20 protein-coding genes are annotated in these 19,294 nt (G+C 55.4%); 3 read left to right on the top strand and 17 right to left on the bottom strand.

The window, feature by feature from the left end:
* Positions 1–47: 47 nt before the first annotated feature.
* From BUE15_RS06405 to BUE15_RS06325, 17 genes are all read right to left on the bottom strand, one after another.
* Positions 48–401, bottom strand: coding sequence for a DUF983 domain-containing protein (locus BUE15_RS06405; RefSeq protein WP_244535893.1), 354 nt, complete (start codon positions 399–401; stop codon positions 48–50).
* A gap of 68 nt (positions 402–469) precedes the next feature.
* Positions 470–727: a hypothetical protein gene (locus BUE15_RS06400; protein WP_073282262.1), complete on the bottom strand. Its 258-nt coding sequence runs from the start codon at positions 725–727 to the stop codon at positions 470–472.
* Between the two features lie 111 nt (positions 728–838).
* Positions 839–1,396, bottom strand: a complete 558-nt coding sequence (locus BUE15_RS06395) for a DUF420 domain-containing protein (protein WP_073282260.1) — start codon at positions 1,394–1,396, stop codon at positions 839–841.
* Positions 1,383–2,012 carry an SCO family protein gene (locus BUE15_RS06390; protein WP_244535892.1) on the bottom strand — a complete coding sequence of 210 codons (630 nt, stop codon included), beginning with the start codon at positions 2,010–2,012 and terminating at the stop codon, positions 1,383–1,385. The genes BUE15_RS06395 and BUE15_RS06390 overlap by 14 nt, the downstream gene beginning before the upstream one ends.
* Positions 2,013–2,049: 37 nt before the next feature.
* Positions 2,050–2,391 carry a cytochrome C oxidase subunit IV family protein gene (locus BUE15_RS06385; RefSeq protein WP_073282256.1) on the bottom strand — a complete coding sequence of 114 codons (342 nt, stop codon included), beginning with the start codon at positions 2,389–2,391 and terminating at the stop codon, positions 2,050–2,052.
* A gap of 82 nt (positions 2,392–2,473) precedes the next feature.
* Positions 2,474–3,250: a cytochrome c oxidase subunit 3 gene (locus BUE15_RS06380; RefSeq protein ID WP_073282254.1), complete on the bottom strand. Its 777-nt coding sequence runs from the start codon at positions 3,248–3,250 to the stop codon at positions 2,474–2,476.
* Between the two features lie 21 nt (positions 3,251–3,271).
* Positions 3,272–3,865, bottom strand: coding sequence for a cytochrome c oxidase subunit 3 (locus BUE15_RS06375; protein ID WP_073282252.1), 594 nt, complete (start codon positions 3,863–3,865; stop codon positions 3,272–3,274).
* Between the two features lie 55 nt (positions 3,866–3,920).
* The gene (gene cyoE / locus BUE15_RS06370; RefSeq protein WP_073282250.1) at positions 3,921–4,784 is read right to left on the bottom strand and encodes a heme o synthase; all 864 of its coding nucleotides are present in this window, start codon (positions 4,782–4,784) and stop codon (positions 3,921–3,923) included.
* A 51-nt stretch (positions 4,785–4,835) separates the two neighbouring features.
* Positions 4,836–5,933: a COX15/CtaA family protein gene (locus BUE15_RS06365; protein ID WP_073282248.1), complete on the bottom strand. Its 1,098-nt coding sequence runs from the start codon at positions 5,931–5,933 to the stop codon at positions 4,836–4,838.
* Positions 5,934–6,094: 161 nt separating this feature from the next.
* Complete coding sequence (locus tag BUE15_RS06360; protein ID WP_073282247.1) at positions 6,095–7,951, bottom strand: cytochrome c oxidase subunit I; 1,857 nt, start codon at positions 7,949–7,951, stop codon at positions 6,095–6,097.
* Positions 7,952–7,977: 26 nt separating this feature from the next.
* Positions 7,978–9,036 carry a cytochrome c oxidase subunit II gene (locus tag BUE15_RS06355; protein WP_073282245.1) on the bottom strand — a complete coding sequence of 353 codons (1,059 nt, stop codon included), beginning with the start codon at positions 9,034–9,036 and terminating at the stop codon, positions 7,978–7,980.
* Between the two features lie 95 nt (positions 9,037–9,131).
* Complete coding sequence (locus tag BUE15_RS06350) at positions 9,132–10,454, bottom strand: quinol:cytochrome C oxidoreductase (RefSeq protein WP_073282243.1); 1,323 nt, start codon at positions 10,452–10,454, stop codon at positions 9,132–9,134.
* 6 nt (positions 10,455–10,460) lie between these two features.
* A complete protein-coding gene (locus BUE15_RS06345; protein WP_073282241.1) occupies positions 10,461–11,210 on the bottom strand; it encodes a c-type cytochrome in 750 nt (249 codons plus the stop codon).
* Positions 11,210–11,734, bottom strand: a complete 525-nt coding sequence (locus BUE15_RS06340) for a DUF3341 domain-containing protein (RefSeq protein ID WP_073282239.1) — start codon at positions 11,732–11,734, stop codon at positions 11,210–11,212. The genes BUE15_RS06345 and BUE15_RS06340 overlap by 1 nt, the downstream gene beginning before the upstream one ends.
* Complete coding sequence (gene nrfD, locus BUE15_RS06335; RefSeq protein ID WP_084548867.1) at positions 11,727–13,181, bottom strand: NrfD/PsrC family molybdoenzyme membrane anchor subunit; 1,455 nt, start codon at positions 13,179–13,181, stop codon at positions 11,727–11,729. Before nrfD ends, BUE15_RS06340 begins: the two co-directional genes overlap by 8 nt.
* Positions 13,182–13,258: 77 nt before the next feature.
* Positions 13,259–16,279: a TAT-variant-translocated molybdopterin oxidoreductase gene (locus BUE15_RS06330; RefSeq protein ID WP_073282238.1), complete on the bottom strand. Its 3,021-nt coding sequence runs from the start codon at positions 16,277–16,279 to the stop codon at positions 13,259–13,261.
* A 152-nt stretch (positions 16,280–16,431) separates the two neighbouring features.
* A complete protein-coding gene (locus BUE15_RS06325; protein WP_084548866.1) occupies positions 16,432–17,775 on the bottom strand; it encodes a c-type cytochrome in 1,344 nt (447 codons plus the stop codon).
* Between the two features lie 398 nt (positions 17,776–18,173).
* Here BUE15_RS06325 and rpsF point away from each other — a divergent pair, with 398 nt between their 5' ends.
* Genes rpsF through rplI form a run of 3 tightly spaced genes read left to right on the top strand, consistent with a single transcriptional unit; the run spans position 18,174 to position 19,272 of the window.
* On the top strand, positions 18,174–18,545 hold the full coding sequence (rpsF, locus tag BUE15_RS06320) for a 30S ribosomal protein S6 (protein WP_073282236.1): 372 nt from the start codon (positions 18,174–18,176) through the stop codon (positions 18,543–18,545).
* A gap of 10 nt (positions 18,546–18,555) precedes the next feature.
* The gene (gene rpsR / locus BUE15_RS06315) at positions 18,556–18,807 is read left to right on the top strand and encodes a 30S ribosomal protein S18 (RefSeq protein WP_022822548.1); all 252 of its coding nucleotides are present in this window, start codon (positions 18,556–18,558) and stop codon (positions 18,805–18,807) included.
* Between the two features lie 21 nt (positions 18,808–18,828).
* Positions 18,829–19,272, top strand: coding sequence for a 50S ribosomal protein L9 (gene rplI / locus BUE15_RS06310; protein ID WP_073282234.1), 444 nt, complete (start codon positions 18,829–18,831; stop codon positions 19,270–19,272).
* The last annotated feature ends 22 nt before the right edge of the window (positions 19,273–19,294 follow it).

Below are 19,294 nucleotides of genomic sequence, written 5' to 3'. Positions count from 1 at the left end.
CGCAGGAGCCGGTACCCAACAAAAATGCCGCCAATTGGCGGCATTTCCTAGCTATTCGTTTTATCGGCGGAGTGTGGCGGCGGGGTTTCGGCAAACCGAGGATCATAGCGGATACCCCCGAAAAAGTACAGCATCACAACGCGGGCATACCGAAACAGCAGCGGCGTAAGCGCCAGCACTACCACGGCTACACTCGTGATGTACACCCAAAGTGGCGGGTCGTTGGCCAGGTAAAACAGCAGGACGCCCGTCAGGACGACAATAGCAGTGGAAAAGCCATAGCTGATATACATGGCGCCCCAGTAGAAACCCACTTCCGGCTCGTAGTGCTGCCCGCATACCGGGCAGCTCTCGTACATGTCGTCGAACTTGGTGAGGTGCAGCGCGGAATGACGAAACAAGGGGCCACGGTGGCAGCGGGGGCACTTCTGCGCCAGCATACTTACCACCCCCGAGGACGAGCTGCCCACTATTTCCGGGCCAGCTTCTTGGCCCGCGAGTTGCGGTACCAGAAATAGCCTACCGTTCCCATCAGCAGATACGGAATAGCGGCCATGTAGAGGATACCCTTGTTCAGGCCGGAGAAGTCGTAGCCGTCCTTGTCGGTGCGGGCAGCTTCTACCTGGGTTTTGCACATGGTGCATTGCGCCGCCGCTGTGTGCGGAGCAAGGCTAAAGAACACCCCGAGCAGCAGGGCAAACAGCGCAGTCAGAACAACCTTTTTCATACTTCCTCAACTCCGTTTGAACACGAATGGTTTGCGGATGACGGGCCTTCAGCTTGATGCCTGAGCCCCCAGGCCAGCTATACTCTATTCCTGGCTGGCAGTGCGTTTTTATCAGGTGTAGTAAGGCCTGATCATGAAGTAGACGACAACGCCCGTAACGGACACGTACAGCCAGATTGGGTAGGTCCAGCGCGCAATGCGGCGGTGCTTCTCAAACTGCTCTGTCAGGGCAAAGTACAGCGTGAACAGTACCAGCGCCACCGTAATGGCGGCCAGCAGAATGTGCGTAATCAGCACAAAGTAGTAGATACTTCTGATCAGCCCTTCGCCCCCGAATTTGGTGCTGGTCACCTGTGAGTGGTACGCTACATACGATACCAGAAACAGGGAGCCCATCAGGAAGGCGGAGCCCATCATGGCGCGGTGCTTGGCTACATCCTTGCGCCGGATGAAGTAGTAGCCGGCCATCAGCAGAAGCGCCGTAAGCGAGTTCAGTACCGCATTCACGGCCGGCAGTGCTTTCACCTGCACACCTTCGATGCGGAACACCTCAGGAAAGAAGTAGAGAACGGCTACCGCCACTGGTACTACAATGCCCAGAACGGCAGCCAGCACTTTGTATTTGGTGAAGTTGCCGGGATTGGTGGCAACAGGGCTATTCTTGGTCATAAGTGTAGAGCAAAACGTTGATTTCTGTCATCAACCGTTCCACGTCTTTAGGGTTCATGCCATCGTAGATGCCCCGGACCCGCCGGTCCCGGTCTACGAGGTACAGGTTCTGGCTATGCACAATGCCCGGCCCGGCGCCGCTGGGGGCATCCAGCCCGAACTCCTCCGTTGCCAGCCGATACAACTGGGCTTTGTCGCCGGTCAGGAAAAACCATTTGCCGGCAATGGCCCCGTATTGCTCCGCATACTGCCCAAGCACCGCCACGGAGTCATGCGCCGGATCTACAGTGTACGATACCAGCTTCACTCGGGGCTCATGCCGGAACTTCTCCTGCACGCGCGCCATCTGGCTGTTCATGCGCGGGCAGGCGCCGGGGCAAGTCGAGAAAAAGAAATTTGCGACATAGACCCCATTGCCGAGGTCCTTCTGCGTAATCTCCCGGCCCGACTGAGAAGACAGGCGAAAGTCTCCCAACTGGTGAAAAACAGTATCGCGCCGCCACTTCCCTTGCACCAGTGTCGAATCGACTCTGTCGGGCAGGTAAGTGGGCAGCGCGTAACGGTTGGTGCCGAAAGTGTACAGAAACACGAAAGCCAGCACCGGGACCAACAGCATAAGGCCCAACAACAGGACGTGTTTGGGCCTCATGCGGTTAGTTGAATACGTTCCAGAACGAGTTCTGATAGGAGCCTTCCGTAATGAGTGCAATAAGCAGCCACACCAGCAGCGCCATTGGTACAAGGATGGTCCAGATCAGCGCCTTCACTTCATGCTTAAGGTGCATGAACTCCGCCACGATGTAGAAAGCCTTGAAAATCGTCAGGATGATGAAAATCGAGTTACGCAGCGTGCTCGGGTCCATCAGGAAAACGAACACGAACTCAAGAGCCGTGATACCAACCAGAATGAAGAATGTTTTCCAGATCCAGCCGGTGTTGGGCTTCGGAATTTCGCCGGTATGCGTGGTATGCTCGGTGCCTACGTGATTAGCCATGATGCAGAAAGTAACGGGGCCGCTACGGAGCAAAGCGCGAAACGGTAGTTCGGCGGGTCTGCTGCGTAGCGGCCTGTTGGGATTATACGAGGTAGAAGAAGGTGAAAACGAACACCCAAACGAGGTCTACAAAGTGCCAGTACAGGCCAATCTTTTCCACCATCTCATAGTGGCCGCGCTTCTCGAAAGTGCCGTTGGTGGTGGCAATGAAAGACCACACCAGCAAGCATACGCCAGAGAATACGTGCGTACCATGGAAACCCGTGATAAAGAAGAACAGGTCAGCGAAAAGTACCGGGCCGTACTGGTTTACGGCCAGATTAGCGCCGTATACCGTGGTGCCGTCCAGCATTTTGGTGCCGGTTTCAGTGCCCTTGATGAAGTGGCTCCACTCCCAGGCCTGCGAGGCCAGGAAAGTAGCACCAAACAAAATCGTCCAAAGCAGCCATTTCTGCACATCCTTTTTGTCCATCCGGTGGCCCGCTTCTACCGCCAGCACCATAGTCACGGAGCTGAAGATAAGAATCATGGTCATCAGAGCCACGAAGCCCAGCGGCACATCCATGCCATGCAGGCCCGGGAAGGCATTGAACACCTTATCAGGAATGGGCCAGTAAGCCGTCGTGAATTCGAAGGCTTTACCCGCAGCGGCGTCGAAGGCCGGGTAACGGTGGCGGATCAATCCGTAGGTGGTCAGGAAGGCAGCGAACGTGAAGGCGTCCGACAGCAGGAAGAACCACATCATCAGCTTGCCATAGCTGGCCTTGAGCGGCTCGTTGCCTCCGTCCCAGTTGCCGCTGCGCGGCCGGTCGGCGGCGTCGGCAGAAGTGAGGGGCTGCGTCGTGGAAATGGTGGACATAAAGTGCGGGGTAAGACGAAACTAGTGGTTCAAAAGTAGGAACAAATACAGGTACAACCAAAGCGCGCCCAGGAAGTGCCAGTAGATGGTGACGTTGCCAATAGACAGCATTTGGCGCGAATGCACTTGATAGTTAAAGCTTTTCCGCAATACAATCAGCAGAAAAATCAGTCCCGTAACCAAGTGAAAAGCGTGTACACCCATCAGTACATATAGGAACGAGCCCGATGGATTAGCATCAACGCCGCTAAAGTAGATCTTGTTACGCACTAGTTCACCCCATACATTCCACTGCCCGGCCAGAAATACCAACCCGAGCACGAACGAAATGAGTATGCCCAGCTTTACTTGCTGCAGCTGGTCCTTGCGGGCGGCGAAGTAGGCCCACTGGATAGCAGCGCTACTTAGCACAATGATAAGGGTGGTATAGAGCAGGCTGAAGGGCAGGTCGAACTCCATCCAGTTGCCTTCCTCGCGCCGCACAATGTAGGCGCTGGTATACGCCGCAAAAATCATGGTGCTGCTGATCATCATCAGCCACATCAATACCCGCGTGGGGTGAGTGCCGAGGCCAGGCTCCCGGTCTTTCAGAATTTCAAGCTCAGAGGAATGCATATACAAAGCAAAAAGGGCCGCTTCACCTGCCTTTGGCTCAGGCCACGCGGCATCGTTACAATTTGTCGAGAACCAAGGCTATCTGCACGATGGGCAGATAGAGAAAAGAGCCGAACATGATGCGCATTGCGGCCTTTTTGGTACAGGTGCGCATCAGGTAGAAGGTTTGCATCAGAAACAGCACGCCACACACTACCGCAATCAGGGCGGACGTTTTGCCGGCTATGCCGAACTGCAGCGGCAGCAGACTCAGAGGAATCAGCAGCAGCGTGTAGGTCATAATCTGGAAGGCTGTGCGCAGATCCTTACGGCCTGGTGAGGGCAGCATCTTGAAGCCAGCCGCCCGGTAGTCATCATCCAGAACCCAGGCAATGGCCCAGAAGTGCGGAAACTGCCACATAAATTGGATTCCGAACAGTACCCAGCCGCCCAGGCTTTCAACGCCCACAATGGCATTCGTGGCCGCTACCCAGCCAATGAAGGGCGGCAAACCACCCGGTATGGCTCCCACGAAAACACAGATCGGGGAAAGCTGCTTGAGTGGCGTGTAGATAAAGCCGTACAGAATCAGGGAAACCAGCGAGAGGGCGGCGGCCAGCGGATTAAAGCAATAGGCCAGCAGTGCCAGCCCTGCCACGCCCAGCACCACGGTAAATATCCACGCCTCTGTTATGCTCAGGATGCCGAGCGGTAAGGGCCGCTTGGCCGTGCGCTTCATCAGCTTGTCCAGATCCTTCTCGTAAATCTGGTTGATGGTATTGGCCGAGCCAGTGACAGCCAGGCCGCCCAGCAGCACGAGCGTAGCCCGCCCCCAGTCGAAAGCATGTGCGCCCAGCAAGTACCCAATTGCACTGGAAAAGGCCACCGTCAGCGCCAGCCGAAACTTGATTAATTGGAAATACGCCCTGGCTTTGGTCATTAGTACTAAAACAACACGGACGGTGGAAGGACTCCAAACCGAACCGCAAAGTTACGCAACAAAGCCCGTACTAGTGGCCTGCACTTGGGTTTTGATCTGGCGCCGGTGCCGGATGATCAGCAGAAACTGTACTCCGAACAGCAGCGTGGCCACCATCAGATGCACGGGCTGTATGGCCGCTGGCAGCGCGAAATACGACAACAGCACTCCTGCCAGTATCTCTACGCCCAGCAGGACCAGCACCGAAGTAGTTAGGGACCTGAGCGCCTCACTACGCGTGGCGTATAGCCGGCGCGCCACGTACAGGTTCACCAGCAGCAGCGCAATCGAGAACGAGCGGTGAATGTAGAAGACGCTGCCCAGCTGCTCTACCCAGCCGGCCCGGTTCTGCTGATCGGCAGCAGCGGCCACCAGATCCACCTGCTCCCTTACCTGGGTCCCGATGATGATTTGCACAAACGTCAGCACTGCCACCAGCCACAGCCAGGACATGAGCCCGGTATCCGCCACTGACTCAGTAACCGAACCAGGCCGGATCTGACCGGTACTAGACTGCTGTGAGCGGTCAACAGCATAAATCAGCATGGCCACGATAACCAGTGCCAGCGCCATATGCACGGTCACCATTTCCGGCAGCAGGTTCGTGGACACCACCAATGAGCCCAGCCATCCTTGAAAGCCCGTTAGTAGAAATGCTCCGAAAGTCAGCCAGAATACCGGTGGGTCGCGGCGCCAATACGGTAGCGCCAGTACTACTGCCAGGAATATGAACACACCTATCAGCGCCCCCAGCAGCCGGTTGACATATTCAATCCAGGTTTTGGTGACGTTGAAATCAGTTTCGATGAACTGAGTGGGATGAGCGAATATCTGGGCCGCTACCTTCTCGAAGCCAAGCCCATCCAGTGTGGTAGCAATACGCTGGTTTTTCGCAACGCGCTGCTCCGTATAGATTTCCTTGTAATTGGCAGGAAGCTGGCTTATATCCGTGGGGGGCACCCAGGTTCCGAAGCACTTCGGCCAGTCAGGGCAGCCCATGCCCGAGCCCGTACTCCGGACGATACCGCCTACCAGTATCAGCAGATATACTGCCACCACTGTGAGGATGCCAAAGAAGCGAAAACGGCTTACAAAAGCAGGTTGAGTCATAGGAATGAAGGTGGCACATGCTTAGGTGTGCCTTCAGTCAGAGAATTAGTAGAAGCGTACCAGCCGCCGCACATACCTCGCCGGCCAATGCTGGGAGGCACCAAAAGAAACGGGCCGCCGTAGGTACAGCGGCCCGTTTCGGGTGATTTGCCAGAAGGCACCTATTCCATTTCGCTCTCGTAGGGCAGGTTGGAAGACTGCGTTTTCGAGAAGGGCACGTTTTGCGGGATGAAGTCATCCTCAGCACCGGGCTTGCTATAGTCGTAGGGCCAACGGTATACAGCAGGGATTTCGCCGGGCCAGTTGCCGTGGCCAGGAATCACCGGCGTAGTCCACTCCAGCGTCGTCGAGCGCCACGGGTTTTCAGTAGCACGACGGCCACGGAAAATGCTGTAGAAGAAGTTGAAGACGAATACAAACTGGGCGAAGAACGCCAAGATGGCGGCTACCGAGATAAACTTGTTCAGGTCAGCAAACTGACTGAACGAGTCGAAACCAGTCCAGGCGTAGTAGCGGCGGGGGAAACCGGCAATACCAACGTAGTGCATGGGCATGAACACCAGATACACACCGATGAAAGTCAGCCAGAAGTGGATGTAGCCGAGCTTCTCATCCATCATGCGGCCAAACATCTTCGGGAACCAGTGATACACGCCGGCAAACAGGCCGAAGAAGGCCGAGCTACCCATTACCAAGTGGAAGTGAGCTACCACGAAGTACGTGTTGTGCATCTGGATATCGAGAGCAGCATTACCGAGAATGATACCGGTCAGACCACCCGAGATGAACAGCGACACGAAGCCAATCGAGAACAGCATGGCCGACGTGAAGCGGATATTACCGCGCCACAGCGTAGCCAACCAGTTGAAGGTTTTTACTGCCGATGGAACCGCAATAATCAGTGTCAGGAACATGAACACCGACCCGAGGAAGGGGTTCATACCCGTCACGAACATGTGGTGAGCCCACACAACGAACGACAGGAGCGAAATACCCAGCAGCGAGCCAATCATAGCGCGGTAGCCGAAGATAGGCTTACGGGCGTTGGTAGCCAGGATTTCCGATACCATACCCATAGCAGGCATGATAACGATGTACACTTCAGGGTGACCGAGGAACCAGAACAAGTGCTGGAAAAGGATCGGCGAACCACCCGTGTTGTTCAGCGCTTGGCCGGCGATGTAGATGTCAGACAGGAAGAAGCTGGTGCCGAACGAACGGTCGAAGATCAGCAGCAGAGCCGCCGACAGCAGCACTGGGAACGACAGCAGACCGAGGATGGCCGTCAGAAAGAACGACCAGATGGTGAGCGGCATTTTGCTCAGGCTCATGCCGCGGGTCCGCAGGTTGATGATGGTAGTGATATAGTTCACACCACCCAGCAGCTGCGATACGATGAACAGGGCCATAGACACCAGCCACATCGTCATACCCAAGCCTGAGCCAGGAATAGCCTGAGGCAGGGCGCTCAGCGGCGGGTAGATTGTCCAGCCGGCTGCAGCCGGACCGGTTTCGATGAACATCGAGGCGAACATGATAATACCGGATACAAAGAAGAACCAGTAAGAAAGCATGTTCATGAAACCCGAAGCCATGTCGCGGGCACCAATCTGCAGCGGAATCAGGAAGTTGGAGAACGTACCCGACAGACCGGCCGTCAGCACGAAGAACACCATGATGGTACCGTGCATCGTAACCAGAGCCAGATAGAAGTCAGGGCTCAGCTTACCCGCTTCAATCCACTTGCCGAATACCGGCGTCAGCCACTCCAGCGTAGCCTCTGGCCAGCCGAGTTGCAAACGGAATAAGCTGGATAGCGTACCCCCGAGAATAGCCCAGAAGATACCTGTTATCAGGAACTGCTTGGCAATCACCTTATGGTCCGTGCTGAACACGTACTTGAACAGCCAATGCTGGTCGTGGTGATGATCGTCGTGGTGCAGGTGCTCTTCGTGCGAGATGCCCGGCTCGGTTACCCCGACGCCGCCCTGCACTTGAGTGGGAAGATTAGCAGCCATAGAAAGCGTTGATTAACTGCGTTGAATTAGAGCGAGGCTTTGGTAGCAGGCGTAGCCACGGCGGCAGCCTCTTTCACAACCAGCTTCTCTTCCTTCTGTTTGAAAGAAGCGAGTACGTCCGGGTTCTGTTCCGAGAACGACTTCTGCTGGGCATACCAAGCAACATAATCGTCCGGCTCGTCTACCACAATGTTCAGTTTCATTGCGAAGTGACCACGGCCGCAGATTTGGTTGCAGGCTAACTCGTAGTTGAATTTGGGGTTGCCGAGTTGCGCACGCATCTCGTCAGTTGTTTTAGTAGGCGTAAACCAGAACTTGGTTGGCATACCTGGCACAGCGTACATCTGCACGCGGAAATGCGGCATGTATACTGCGTGCAATACGTCACGGGAGCGGATTTTCAGCAGAACCGGATGGCCTTTCGGCACGTGAATCTCGCCGGCAACAAAGTCATCCAGACCACTTTTGTCGGTCAGGTCAAATCCGAATTCGTTGGTCGCATCAATCATGCGGTAGTTTACCACACCCAGCTTCTGATCGGCGCCGGGGTAGCGTACCAGCCAGTTGAACTGCTTGCCCATTACTTCCAGCACAACCGAATCTTTGGGAGCAGGACCAGTGATGCGGGTCCACTCTTTCCAACCGGCGAATACCAGACCTGCCATTACGATGGCCGGAATAACGGTCCAGATAATTTCAATTTTGTTGTTATGAGGGAAGAAGTACGCCCGGCGGCCTTCTTTGTGCTGGTACTTATAGGAGTACACAAACAAGGCAATCTGCGTCAGGACGAATACAATACCGATGATGATCATCGTCGTCCAGAACATCCGCTCTGTTGCGTGGCCATGGACCGACGCAATGGGGGGATTCATTTTATTGAAGTTGTCGCCGAACGACCAAGCGAAGGCCGCACCGCCAATGACCATGAAGAGGATCAGCAGCACCGCGTTTACGCGGTTGCTCATCCCGAAGTCACGGGCCGAGCTGCCCGAAAAAATCGAGGTCAGGATCTGGAGGCGGAACAACAGGCCGAAAACGACCAGCAGCAACACCAACACCAGCAGAATACCAAGAGCAGTCATTAGGTAAAGGAAGAGGTGAGATTTGAGAGGTTAGAAGTGAGAGGCTGTTATACTATGCAGTCTAACTTCTCACTTCTCAATACTCAGGTCTAAGATTAGGTGGTGTGATGCACGCTCTCGTCGAGGAACGGGTGATGCAGCGGTACCAGAGAAGCTTGAGCCAAGCGCTTGGTCATCAGCAGTAGGAAGCTACCCAGGAAGACCAATGCAACGCCGAACTCTATGATGAACCCATTATTCTCCTGCATAGTTGCAGGCATGATCATCAAATAAAAGTCGAACCAGTGGCCAATCAGAATGGCAATGGTGACAATCTTGAGCATGATCATCTGACGCTTCGCATCGCGCGTCATCAGCACCAGGAAGGGGAATACGAAGTTGATCAGCAGGTTGAAGAAGAACAACCACGTGTACTGGCCGTTGAAGCCGCCCAGACGCTGGTTGAAGTAAACCGACTCTTCCGGCAAGTTAGCGTACCAGATCAGCATGAACTGCGAGAACCACACGTAGGTCCAGAAGATGCTGAAGCCGAACATGTACTTGCCCAAGTCGTGCAGGTGGCCAGCAGTAACCCAGCGCAGATAGCCAGCTTGCTTCAGCAGAATGGTGCACAGCGTGATGGCCGCAATGCCCGATACCCACCAGGAGGCGAATACATACCAGCCAAACATGGTAGAGAACCAGTGCGTGTCAATCGACATTACCCAGTCCCAAGCGGAAATTGAAGAAGAAACAGCGTACAGCACCAGGAACAGAGCCGACACGTTGATGCACTTGTGGAAGTACTCCGTGCCACCGTTCAGATCTTCTGCCAGCGACAGGTCACGAAGTCTTTTCGTGAAATAAGCCCAGATAGCAATGAAGACTACCATGCGGCCCAAGTAGAAGCCCAGATTCAGGAAGCCTGACTTGCCTGCGATGAGACGGTCATAATTTGGCGATGCCTTGTCCATAATGCCCGGCATCGTCCAGTGGAAGATGTCGTGGTTGATCAGGCCCAACAGGAAAATCACAACCAGCAGGATACCACCCGGAATTACCCAGGCGCTGAGCGCTTCATACACACGCTTGATCAGAACCGACCAGCCAGCATATGCAACGTACTGGATAGCCATGAACACCGTGCCGATGACCGAAACACCAGTGAAATACACGTTGTTGTGCCAAAGGCTAACAATGAGGCGCTTGAGCCAGGTAGGGCTGCCATGATGGCCTGTCCCTTCGTGACCAGCCGTAGCACCATGGGCTGCGGCAGCACCTTCGTGATGAGCTTCGCCAATACCTAGGTAGGCGACGATTAATCCAACAACCAGCAGCAGTACGCCGGCCAGGATAATCATGATGAACTTTTTACGGGTACCGGATGAAACCTCCAGGTATTCAGCCGTAACGCCTTCGTGATGCGTCAGAGTTGCCATAGCGGTTTAGTTTGCGGTGCCGTTGTTTGCTTTATCACCTTGGCCCGGGGTGGCAGAGGCCTTATTGGCCTGCGCTTCCTGAACCGGAGCCTGCGTTTGGGTATCGTTGGTCTGCGACGAATCGGCAGCGGCTACACCGGCCCCGGAAACGCCTTTGGCTTTCAGGAAGTCTCCTACCCCATCAGGGCCCTTGCCTTCCTGCAGCACTCGCACATACATTGCAATCTTCCAACGCTCCTCCGGATTAACCTGCGAGCCGTGTGGCATCATGCGGCCTTTACCCCACTGAATGACGTGGTAGATGTGGCCTTCGTTCATGGTTTTGTAGGCGCCAGCTGCGTAGTTAGGCACCCCCTTGAACTTCACTCCTACTGCACCCTGGCCGTCGCCCTGCTCGCCATGGCAGTGCTGGCAGTTGCGCAGGTATAGTGCCTTACCTTCTTCCAGGCTCTCTTTCGAGTAAGCGTAGGGATTACGAAGGGTAGCTTGTGCAGTCTCTACATCGTCCTTGGCGATGTGAGAGTAATAATCGGCTTTGCCACGAGGCACCGTGCCCACCACCGGGGTGCGCTGGTTGATACCCATTGGATTCACCGTATTGGCATTCACCTGCCGCAGGGGATCGTACGGAATTGACTCGTACATCTCCGGCGCGTACTCAATGCCAGGATCATCGGCGCGGTTGCAGCCGGTGGTCAGCACCGAGGCAAACAGGATTGCCGACGCTTGCAGACCTAGTTTCAGCGAATGCGTCATTAGAATTTGGTCATTTCTTTTTCGTTCACCTCCGTGGCACCATTGGCGCGCAGCAGCTGTGTCAGATGGTTCAGGTCGGTCTTCTCATTCAGCTCGATGGCCACTACGAACTTGTCATCGGTAGAGCGCACATCCAGAACCGGCGTTTTCCAGCGGGGATACAGCTTGCTGATGGTATAGAAGGTAATTACCATACCGTGGCAGCAAAAGAACACCGTCAGTTCGAATGCCACTGGAATAAAGGCGGGCAGCGCAATGTGCGGTTTACCACCGATAATCATCGGCCAGTCGAAGCCCAGCGTGTAAATCTGCAGCCACAAGGCGAAGCTCAGACCGATGACGCCGTAGAAGAATGCCGCGATAGGCAGGCGGGACCGTTCGATGCCGAGGGCATCGTCCATGCCGTGAATCGGGAACGGGGTGAAGACTTCGTAGATTTTCACGCCCGCCTCGCGGACGTTTTCAACGGCGTGCAGCAGCACGTCCTCGTCTTCGAAGATGCCGAGGGCGAAGCGCTTAGTCATGCTTATCGTAGTTTACGGGAGCCGAAGCCGGCACGCCATGGGTGGCAGGTTGGGGAGTCTTGTGGTGCGGGTCGTGGCCGGTGTAAGTCGGGCCATTGTCCACGGTGTATTTCATCACCGATTTCACTTCCGCCATGTTAATCACCGGGAAGAATTTGGCGAAGAGCAGGAACAGCGTGAAGAACAGACCCAGCGTACCTACATAGATGCCGATATCGATAATCGAAGGCGAGAACATAACCCAGCTCGAAGGCAGGTAATCGCGGTGCAGCGAGGTAACGATAATCACGAAACGTTCGAACCACATCCCGATGTTCACGATGATCGACAGAACGAAGGTCAGCGGAATGCTGTAGCGTACCCGACGAATCCACACCAGTTGGGGCGTAATTACGTTGCAGGTCATCATCGACCAGTAAGCCCACCAGTAAGGTCCGGTAGCACGGTTAATGAAAGCGTACTGCTCAAATTCTACTTGTGAATACCAGGCAATGAAGAACTCAGTGATGTAAGCTACCCCTACGATAGAGCCGGTTACCATCATGATTTTGTTCATGAGGGCAATGTGCTCCAGCGTGATGTAATCTTCCAGCTTGAATACTACTCGCGTGATGAGCATCAGCGTGAGTACCATCGCGAAGCCCGAGAAGATAGCGCCCGCTACGAAGTAGGGAGGGAAGATGGTGGTGTGCCAGCCCGGAACAACCGAGGTTGCAAAGTCCATCGATACGATAGTGTGTACCGAGAGTACCAGCGGCGTAGAAACACCGGCCAGAATCAGAGAAACCGTTTCGTAACGGCTCCAGTGCTTGGCCGAACCTTTCCAGCCCATGCTCAGCAGCGAGTAAGCTACTTTAGCAATCGGGCCTTTTGCACGGTCACGGATGGTAGCGAAGTCAGGAACCAGACCCGTGTACCAGAACACCAGCGACACGGTGAAGTAGGTCGAGATGGCGAAAACGTCCCAGAGCAGCGGTGAGTTGAAGTTCACCCACAGCGAGCCGAAGGTGTTCTGCAGCGGGAATACCCAGTAAGCCAACCACGGGCGGCCCATGTGCAGTACCGGGAACATAGCGGCGCAGATTACGGCAAAAATGGTCATTGCCTCAGCCGCGCGGTTGATAGAAGTCCGCCATTTCTGACGGAACAGCAGCAGAACTGCCGAAATCAGGGTACCTGCGTGACCGATACCTACCCACCATACAAAGTTGGTGATGTCCCAGGCCCAGCCTACGGTTTTGTTCAGGCCCCATTCACCGATACCATACCAGAGGGTGCGATAAACGGAGTAGAAGAAGACGCCGAGGAAAAAGAGCGCCACGGCCAGGGCGGCCATCCAACGGACGTTGGGAGCGGCTTCTACCTGGCGGCACACGTCCTGAGTGACGTCGTGGTACGTTTTCCCCCCGGTTACGAGCGGCTCCCGTACAGGCGATACGTGCTGCATAGTGTTTGGACTTAATGGAGTAGATGGGGAGGGCTACCGGGTGGTGGACCAAGTGGCCCTCCCCTATGGCTCAGTTTCTAGGCGTTGCGAACTTCTTCCGTGTTACGGATCTTGGTCAGGTAGGTCATGTTCGGCTGCACGTTGATGGCGTCGAGCACGTGGAAGGCACGCTCACCGTCTTCACGACGCAGCAGCTTCGACAGGCGCGACTCCGGGTCACGCATATCGCCGAATACGATAGCCTGCGTGGGGCACGACTGGGCGCAAGCCGACACAATTTCGCCATCCTTCGGACGACGCTTCTGCTTCTTGGCTTCCAGCTTGCCGAGTTGGATACGCTGCACGCAGAGCGAGCATTTCTCCATTACACCACGGGCACGAACCGTTACATCCGGGTTCAATACCATGCGGCCGAGGTCGGTGAACATGTGGCCGTTTACGGCTTCGAACTTCTCGTTGGAGTAGTACGAGAACCAGTTGAAGCGGCGCACTTTGTAGGGGCAGTTGTTAGCGCAGTAACGGGTACCAACGCAACGGTTGTAGGTCATCTGGTTGAGACCTTCCGAGCTGTGCGTAGTAGCTAGTACCGGGCATACCGTTTCGCAGGGAGCGTGGTTGCAGTGCTGGCACATCATCGGCTGGAAGATAACCGAGGGATTCTCGGATGGATCTTCCATGGCCGCGTAAGTATCCAGCTTGCCTTTAGTTTCGAAGTCCTCTTTGCTGGCGTCGGAGCTGTAGTAACGGTCGATGCGCATCCAATGCATCTCGCGACGGTTAATCACCTCCTGCTTGCCTACTACGGCCACGTTGTTCTCAGCCTGGCAACCTACCACGCACGAGCCACAGCCGATGCAGGAGTTGAGGTCGATGGCCATGCCCCAATGGTGGTTCTTGTACTCGTAGTCCTGCCACAGCGACACTTTGTTCGGCTTTTGCGGGCCATCGGGGGTCGAAATGGTTTCGTACTCAGTTACTTCCTTGGGGTTTTCACGGTATTGCTTCAGCGTAGCCTCCTGCACCACCGGCTTGCGGTCCATGATGGTGTGGTGAGTCTGCGTCTGGGCGATGGGCGAGGTAGCACCGGTTTTTTCCAGCGTTACCGAATTGGCGTACATGATAGCACCGTTGCGCATCACCGCGAAGGGCAGCACGTTCTCACCTACTTTGTCGGCTACTTTGCCAGCCTGCGTGCGGCCGTAGCCCAGCGCAATGGCTACCGAGCCGGCAGCTTGGCCTGGCTGGATCAACACAGGCAGCTCAATAGATTTGCCGTTGGCCGTAACTTTCAGCACGTCGCCCTGCGCCCAGCCTTTTTCCTCGGCCATTTTGCGCGGCACAGCCACGTAGTTGCCCCAGGTAGCTTTCGATACCGGGTCAGGCAACTCTTGTAGCCAGGGGTTGTTGGCTTCTGTGCCGTTGCCGACACCTACTTTCTCGTAGATGCAAAGCTCGGTTCCCGTGAATTTGGGAGCAGAGTTGATGGCGCTGATGGCTTCAGCAGCACCCATGGCAGCACCGGCCTGAGCAGCAGGAGCAGCCAGAGCTGAGCCCATAGCCACACCGTCATGCACTGCCTTATCCCATGCTTTCGGGTCGGAGCCAGTTACGGCTTTCCACTGTGCACGCAGATAGTTGTAGTAGCTGGTTGGGTTACCGGCCCAGGTCAGCAGAGAATCCTGCGCCTGGCGGGTGCCGAACAGCGGCGAAATTACGGGCTGAGCGATGCTCAGGAAGCCACGCTTCGGCTCGTAGTCATTCCACGACTCCATCCAGTGATGGTCGGGAGCGGCGTAGGTGCAAAGGGAGCCGGTTTCATCGAGGCGGTCATTCAGCGAAATAGTGGTCTTCACTTTTCCGCCTTTCAGTGCTTCGCCTAGCTGAGCGCCCATTGGGTGGTCGAACACTGGGTTGGCGTTGTAGAAAATCACGGCGCCAACCTGGCCGCCAATGATGTCCTTCACAGCACGCTCCATACGGGCATCATCACCCTGGCGAACCATCGACGGGGCTGCTACATCTACTGCAGCGCTGCCGAGGCTTTGGTTGATGGCCGTTACGAGAGCCTGTACGGCGGGGTCGTTGGAACCCGACACAACCAAGCCACGGCTACCCGCAGCTTTCAGTTCAGCGGCCGCCTTCTTTAGTTGAGCGTTGCCGGCAGCAGCACCTCCTACAACCCCGTTGTAGAGAGCCACAGTCATAGCCCCCATTTCCGAAGGTTTCACAGGCACGCGCACGTCAGCGTTGGAGCCAGTCAGGGTCAGGGCGCTTTCAAACTGGAAGTGGCGCGACATGGTGCGCTTGTCGCTGCTTACTTTCCGGTTGGTTACGTACTGACGAGCAAATTCTACGGGCGAAATCCAGGTACCGAGGAAGTCGGCACCCAGGCTCACAATTACATCAGCTTTGCTGAAGTCGTAGCTCGGCAGCACACCGCCGTTGGCACGCAGCAGACCCGAAGCCGAATTCACGTCGTACATCACGTGCTCGGTGCCGGGATAGCGCGAGGCAAACTCCGCAATTACTTTCTTGGTGCTGGGGCTGATGATGGTGGGCGACACGATGAGCGTGCGACCAGCACCAGCCAATGCCGTGCGGATTTCCTGGTCAACCCGGTCCTTATCAGCTTTCTGGCCTTTGATGGCGAAATGCTGCAGACGGGCTCCGTCGTAGAGGCTCAGAACCGAAGCCTGCGCACGGGCCGACAGGCCGCCACGGGTAATCGGCGACTCAGGGTTACCTTCCAGCTTGATCGGACGACCTTCGCGGGTCTTCACGAGTACGCTGTTGTAGTCCTGACCGTTGAAGTAAGTAGAAGCGTAGAAGTTGGCAATGCCCGGATCTACCTCTTCCGGCTTATTCAGGTACGGGATGGCCTTTTTAATCGGCGTTTCGCAGCTGGCGAGGGTAGCAGCTGCTAGGCCAAAGCCCATCAGCTTGAGGAAGTCGCGGCGCGGCGCTACCGCAGCGTCGGAAGAGCCATAGGTTTCCTTCACCGGCAGGAAGTCTGCAAACTCCGTGAGTGCATTCTTCACGAACTCCGGTGAGTTCTCCAGTTCCTCAATTCCCTTCCAGTACTTAGGCGACTCTTGCATCGTGTTTTTGGAACTTAGGGTCTCAGAGACTTAGGGACTCGGATTTTATAATCGTCCGGATGGTCTCTAAGTGTGCTTTTTAAAGAATTTGGGTCCTGAATGACCGGCTTCAGCGGTTGGTCTGAGTGCCGGTCTTTCAAGACCCTATGGGATTAGTAGTGGCACTTCGAGCACTCAGTGCCGCCGTTCGACGATACCGTAAACGGTGCAGCACCGTTAGCGCTGTCGTGCAGCTTCACGAGGTTGTTGTAGTAGCCGTTGCCTTTCGTGTTGAGCGGCGTTTCGCGGTGGCAGTTAATGCACCAGCCCATCGTGAGCGGCGAATACTGATACACTACTTCCATGTTCTGGATAGGGCCGTGGCAAGTCTGGCACTCGATACCGCCGACTTGCGTGTGCTGCGAGTGGTTGAAGTAAGCCAGGTCGGGCAGGTTGTGCACGCGCACCCACTGAATAGGCTGCTTGCGCTCAATAGCACGGTAAATTTTCTTGATTTCCGGCGACTCCGTTTTCACCTGCGAGTGGCAGTTCATACAGATGTTGGCCGAAGGAATGTTAGCCGACTTGCTCTTGTACACCGAAGTGTGGCAATAGGCGCAGTTGATCTGGTTTTCACCGGCGTGCAGCTTGTGCGAGAAGGCAATAGGCTGTGTCGGCTGGTAGCCCTGCTGCAGACCTACTCCCATAGCGCCCTGCACCGAAGTGTACAGCACGGCCAGCACGAATACCACCCCGGCAATGCCACGCAATACCGGCGACTTATACAGGCGGCTCCAGTCGGTGCGTTGCTCCAGAATTTCTACGTCGCGGCCGTCGAGGTCCTTGCGGCCACGCAGCACGTCCTTCATGATATTGGCGATGATAACCAGCGTTACTACCAGTACAATCAGCACTACTACCAATACAATCAGCAGGATGTCCATGTACTTGCCACCGTCGGCCTCGCCGTTAGCAGCCGCCGTACCATCAACGGCAGCATTGTCGCCGCTATTCGGAGTGAGTTTGGTATCAGCACCGCCCTTACCTTCTTCCGCCGTGATGTAAGCCAGAATAGAAGTAACCTCAGCGTCGCTCAGTTGGAAGCTGGGCATCTGCTGCTTCTGGTACTGGTTGAAGATTTTCACGGCGTACTCGTCGCCGGCGGCTACCATCTTGCTGGAGTTCTTGATCCAGGGAATCAGCCAGGAAACCGGGCGGCGCTTGCTAATGCCGGCCAGCGCCGGACCCACCACCACATCGTTGATGGCGTGGCACTGGGCGCAGTTGCCTTTAAAGAGTGCGTCGCCGGCGGCAATAGCAGCAGCGTCGCCACCGCCAGCAGCGGGAGCGGCCGCCGTGGCGGGAGTAGCGGCGGCCGTAGCGCCGGGTGCCACACCTTCTTTGCTCACATCGGGAGCTGCTCCCACGTCCTGTGCCGAAGTGTTACCTACGGCAGCAAACGTCAGGAAGAGAGCGAGAAAGAGGCGGGAAAGGGGACGAAGTCGGATGCTATTCATAGCACAATATGACTGGGAAAAAGAAACGCGGGGGGTGCTTCAAGGCCACAAATGTAGGTTGGGAAACCCAGAGAACAAACCTGCTTGGGCGAAAATTAGCCCATTTAGCCTTGCTTAGAAACATTCTAAAATGATGTTCCTGCTCCTCGTTCTGTGAGCCCCGGCACTTTAGCTAACACAATTCAGCAAACCTGAGTAAAAGGCCGTTCTCACTGCTTTACGTGTCCCTTACTCCTAATGGTAAGAGCTACAGCCTTTATTCTGCTCGTTGAACGCCAATTCGTTACCGCGAACTATATTCCTGCTATTTATACAAATCCGTGCATTTCGCAACGGAAAAACCGTATCTTTGCCGGCTCATTGAGTTTTTTCACACAATAATTTTCAACCCCGTCGTAATGGAAGTAAGAAATTACGAGACGGTCTTCATTTTGACTCCCGTTCTGAACGAGAGCCAGGTGCAAGAGACGGTCGAGAAGTTCTCGCAGGTGCTTAAGGAAAATGGCGCCGACATCATCAACACTGAATCTTGGGGCCTCAAAAAGCTGGCGTACCCGATTCAGAAGAAAAACACCGGCTACTACTTCCTCGTGGAGTTCACTGGCTCGGGCAACATTGTAGACACGCTGGAACTCGCTTTCCGTCGTGACGAACGTATCATCCGCTTCCTGACCACCGTTCTGGACAAGCACGCCGTAGCTTACGGTGAGCGTCGCCGCAAAGGCGAAATGAACCAGCAGAAAGCTAAACAATCGGAAGCCGTTGCCTAAGCCTAAGAAGATGAGTCTCGCCAACGAACGTATCCACAAGCAGGATACCCGCAAGAAATACTGCCGCTTCAAGAAAAACGGCATCAAGTACGTTGATTACAAGGATCCGAACTTCCTGCTGAAGTTCGTGAACGAGCAGGGCCGCATTCTGCCCCGCCGTATCACGGGCACCAGCCTCAAGTTCCAGCGTAAAGTGGCTCAGGCTGTAGCTAAAGCCCGCCACCTGGCACTGATGCCTTACGTAACCGACTCGCTGAAGTAACCCCCCAACCGTAGTACTGACATGGAAGTAATTCTGAAAGACGACGTAAAGGGCCTGGGCTACAAGAACGACACCGTAACGGTGAAGCCCGGCTTCGGTCGCAACTACCTGCTCCCGCAGGGTCTGGCCGTTCTGGCCGACAAATCGAACAAGAAAATCGTAGCCGAAAATATTCGTCAGGCTGCTCACAAAGCCGACAAGGTTAAAGCTGATGCTCAGGCAGTAGCTGACAAAATCGGTGACGTGGTACTGGACATCCCGGCTAAAGTGGGTGAAAGCGGCAAAATCTTTGGCCGCGTAACCACGCTGCAGCTGGCTGAGGCCCTGAAAGCCAAAGGCATCGACGTGGAGCGTAAGCGCCTCTCGTTCGACCAGGAGCCTAGCTCGGCCGGCGAATATACCGCTACCGTTGACCTGCACCGCGAGGTGAAGCACAAAGTACGTTTCAACGTAGTAGCTGAATAAGCAACTGCGCTTCTGGAAAGGC

Source organism: Hymenobacter psychrotolerans DSM 18569 (assembly GCF_900142395.1).
Lineage (GTDB): Bacteria > Bacteroidota > Bacteroidia > Cytophagales > Hymenobacteraceae > Hymenobacter > Hymenobacter psychrotolerans.
This window is presented reverse-complemented; position numbering and strand designations above follow the sequence as displayed.

Coding starts and splice junctions, on each gene's coding strand:
- BUE15_RS06400 (WP_073282262.1), bottom strand. CDS start 727: ATGAAAAAGGTTGTTCTGACTGCGCTGTTTGCCCTGCTGCTCGGGGTG.
- BUE15_RS06395 (WP_073282260.1), bottom strand. CDS start 1,396: ATGACCAAGAATAGCCCTGTTGCCACCAATCCCGGCAACTTCACCAAA.
- BUE15_RS06390 (WP_244535892.1), bottom strand. CDS start 2,012: ATGCTGTTGGTCCCGGTGCTGGCTTTCGTGTTTCTGTACACTTTCGGC.
- BUE15_RS06385 (WP_073282256.1), bottom strand. CDS start 2,391: ATGGCTAATCACGTAGGCACCGAGCATACCACGCATACCGGCGAAATT.
- BUE15_RS06380 (WP_073282254.1), bottom strand. CDS start 3,250: ATGTCCACCATTTCCACGACGCAGCCCCTCACTTCTGCCGACGCCGCC.
- BUE15_RS06375 (WP_073282252.1), bottom strand. CDS start 3,865: ATGCATTCCTCTGAGCTTGAAATTCTGAAAGACCGGGAGCCTGGCCTC.
- cyoE (WP_073282250.1), bottom strand. CDS start 4,784: ATGACCAAAGCCAGGGCGTATTTCCAATTAATCAAGTTTCGGCTGGCG.
- BUE15_RS06365 (WP_073282248.1), bottom strand. CDS start 5,933: ATGACTCAACCTGCTTTTGTAAGCCGTTTTCGCTTCTTTGGCATCCTC.
- BUE15_RS06360 (WP_073282247.1), bottom strand. CDS start 7,951: ATGGCTGCTAATCTTCCCACTCAAGTGCAGGGCGGCGTCGGGGTAACC.
- BUE15_RS06355 (WP_073282245.1), bottom strand. CDS start 9,036: ATGACTGCTCTTGGTATTCTGCTGGTGTTGGTGTTGCTGCTGGTCGTT.
- BUE15_RS06350 (WP_073282243.1), bottom strand. CDS start 10,454: ATGGCAACTCTGACGCATCACGAAGGCGTTACGGCTGAATACCTGGAG.
- BUE15_RS06345 (WP_073282241.1), bottom strand. CDS start 11,210: ATGACGCATTCGCTGAAACTAGGTCTGCAAGCGTCGGCAATCCTGTTT.
- BUE15_RS06340 (WP_073282239.1), bottom strand. CDS start 11,734: ATGACTAAGCGCTTCGCCCTCGGCATCTTCGAAGACGAGGACGTGCTG.
- nrfD (WP_084548867.1), bottom strand. CDS start 13,181: ATGCAGCACGTATCGCCTGTACGGGAGCCGCTCGTAACCGGGGGGAAA.
- BUE15_RS06330 (WP_073282238.1), bottom strand. CDS start 16,279: ATGCAAGAGTCGCCTAAGTACTGGAAGGGAATTGAGGAACTGGAGAAC.
- BUE15_RS06325 (WP_084548866.1), bottom strand. CDS start 17,775: ATGAATAGCATCCGACTTCGTCCCCTTTCCCGCCTCTTTCTCGCTCTC.
- rpsF (WP_073282236.1), top strand. CDS start 18,174: ATGGAAGTAAGAAATTACGAGACGGTCTTCATTTTGACTCCCGTTCTG.
- rpsR (WP_022822548.1), top strand. CDS start 18,556: ATGAGTCTCGCCAACGAACGTATCCACAAGCAGGATACCCGCAAGAAA.
- rplI (WP_073282234.1), top strand. CDS start 18,829: ATGGAAGTAATTCTGAAAGACGACGTAAAGGGCCTGGGCTACAAGAAC.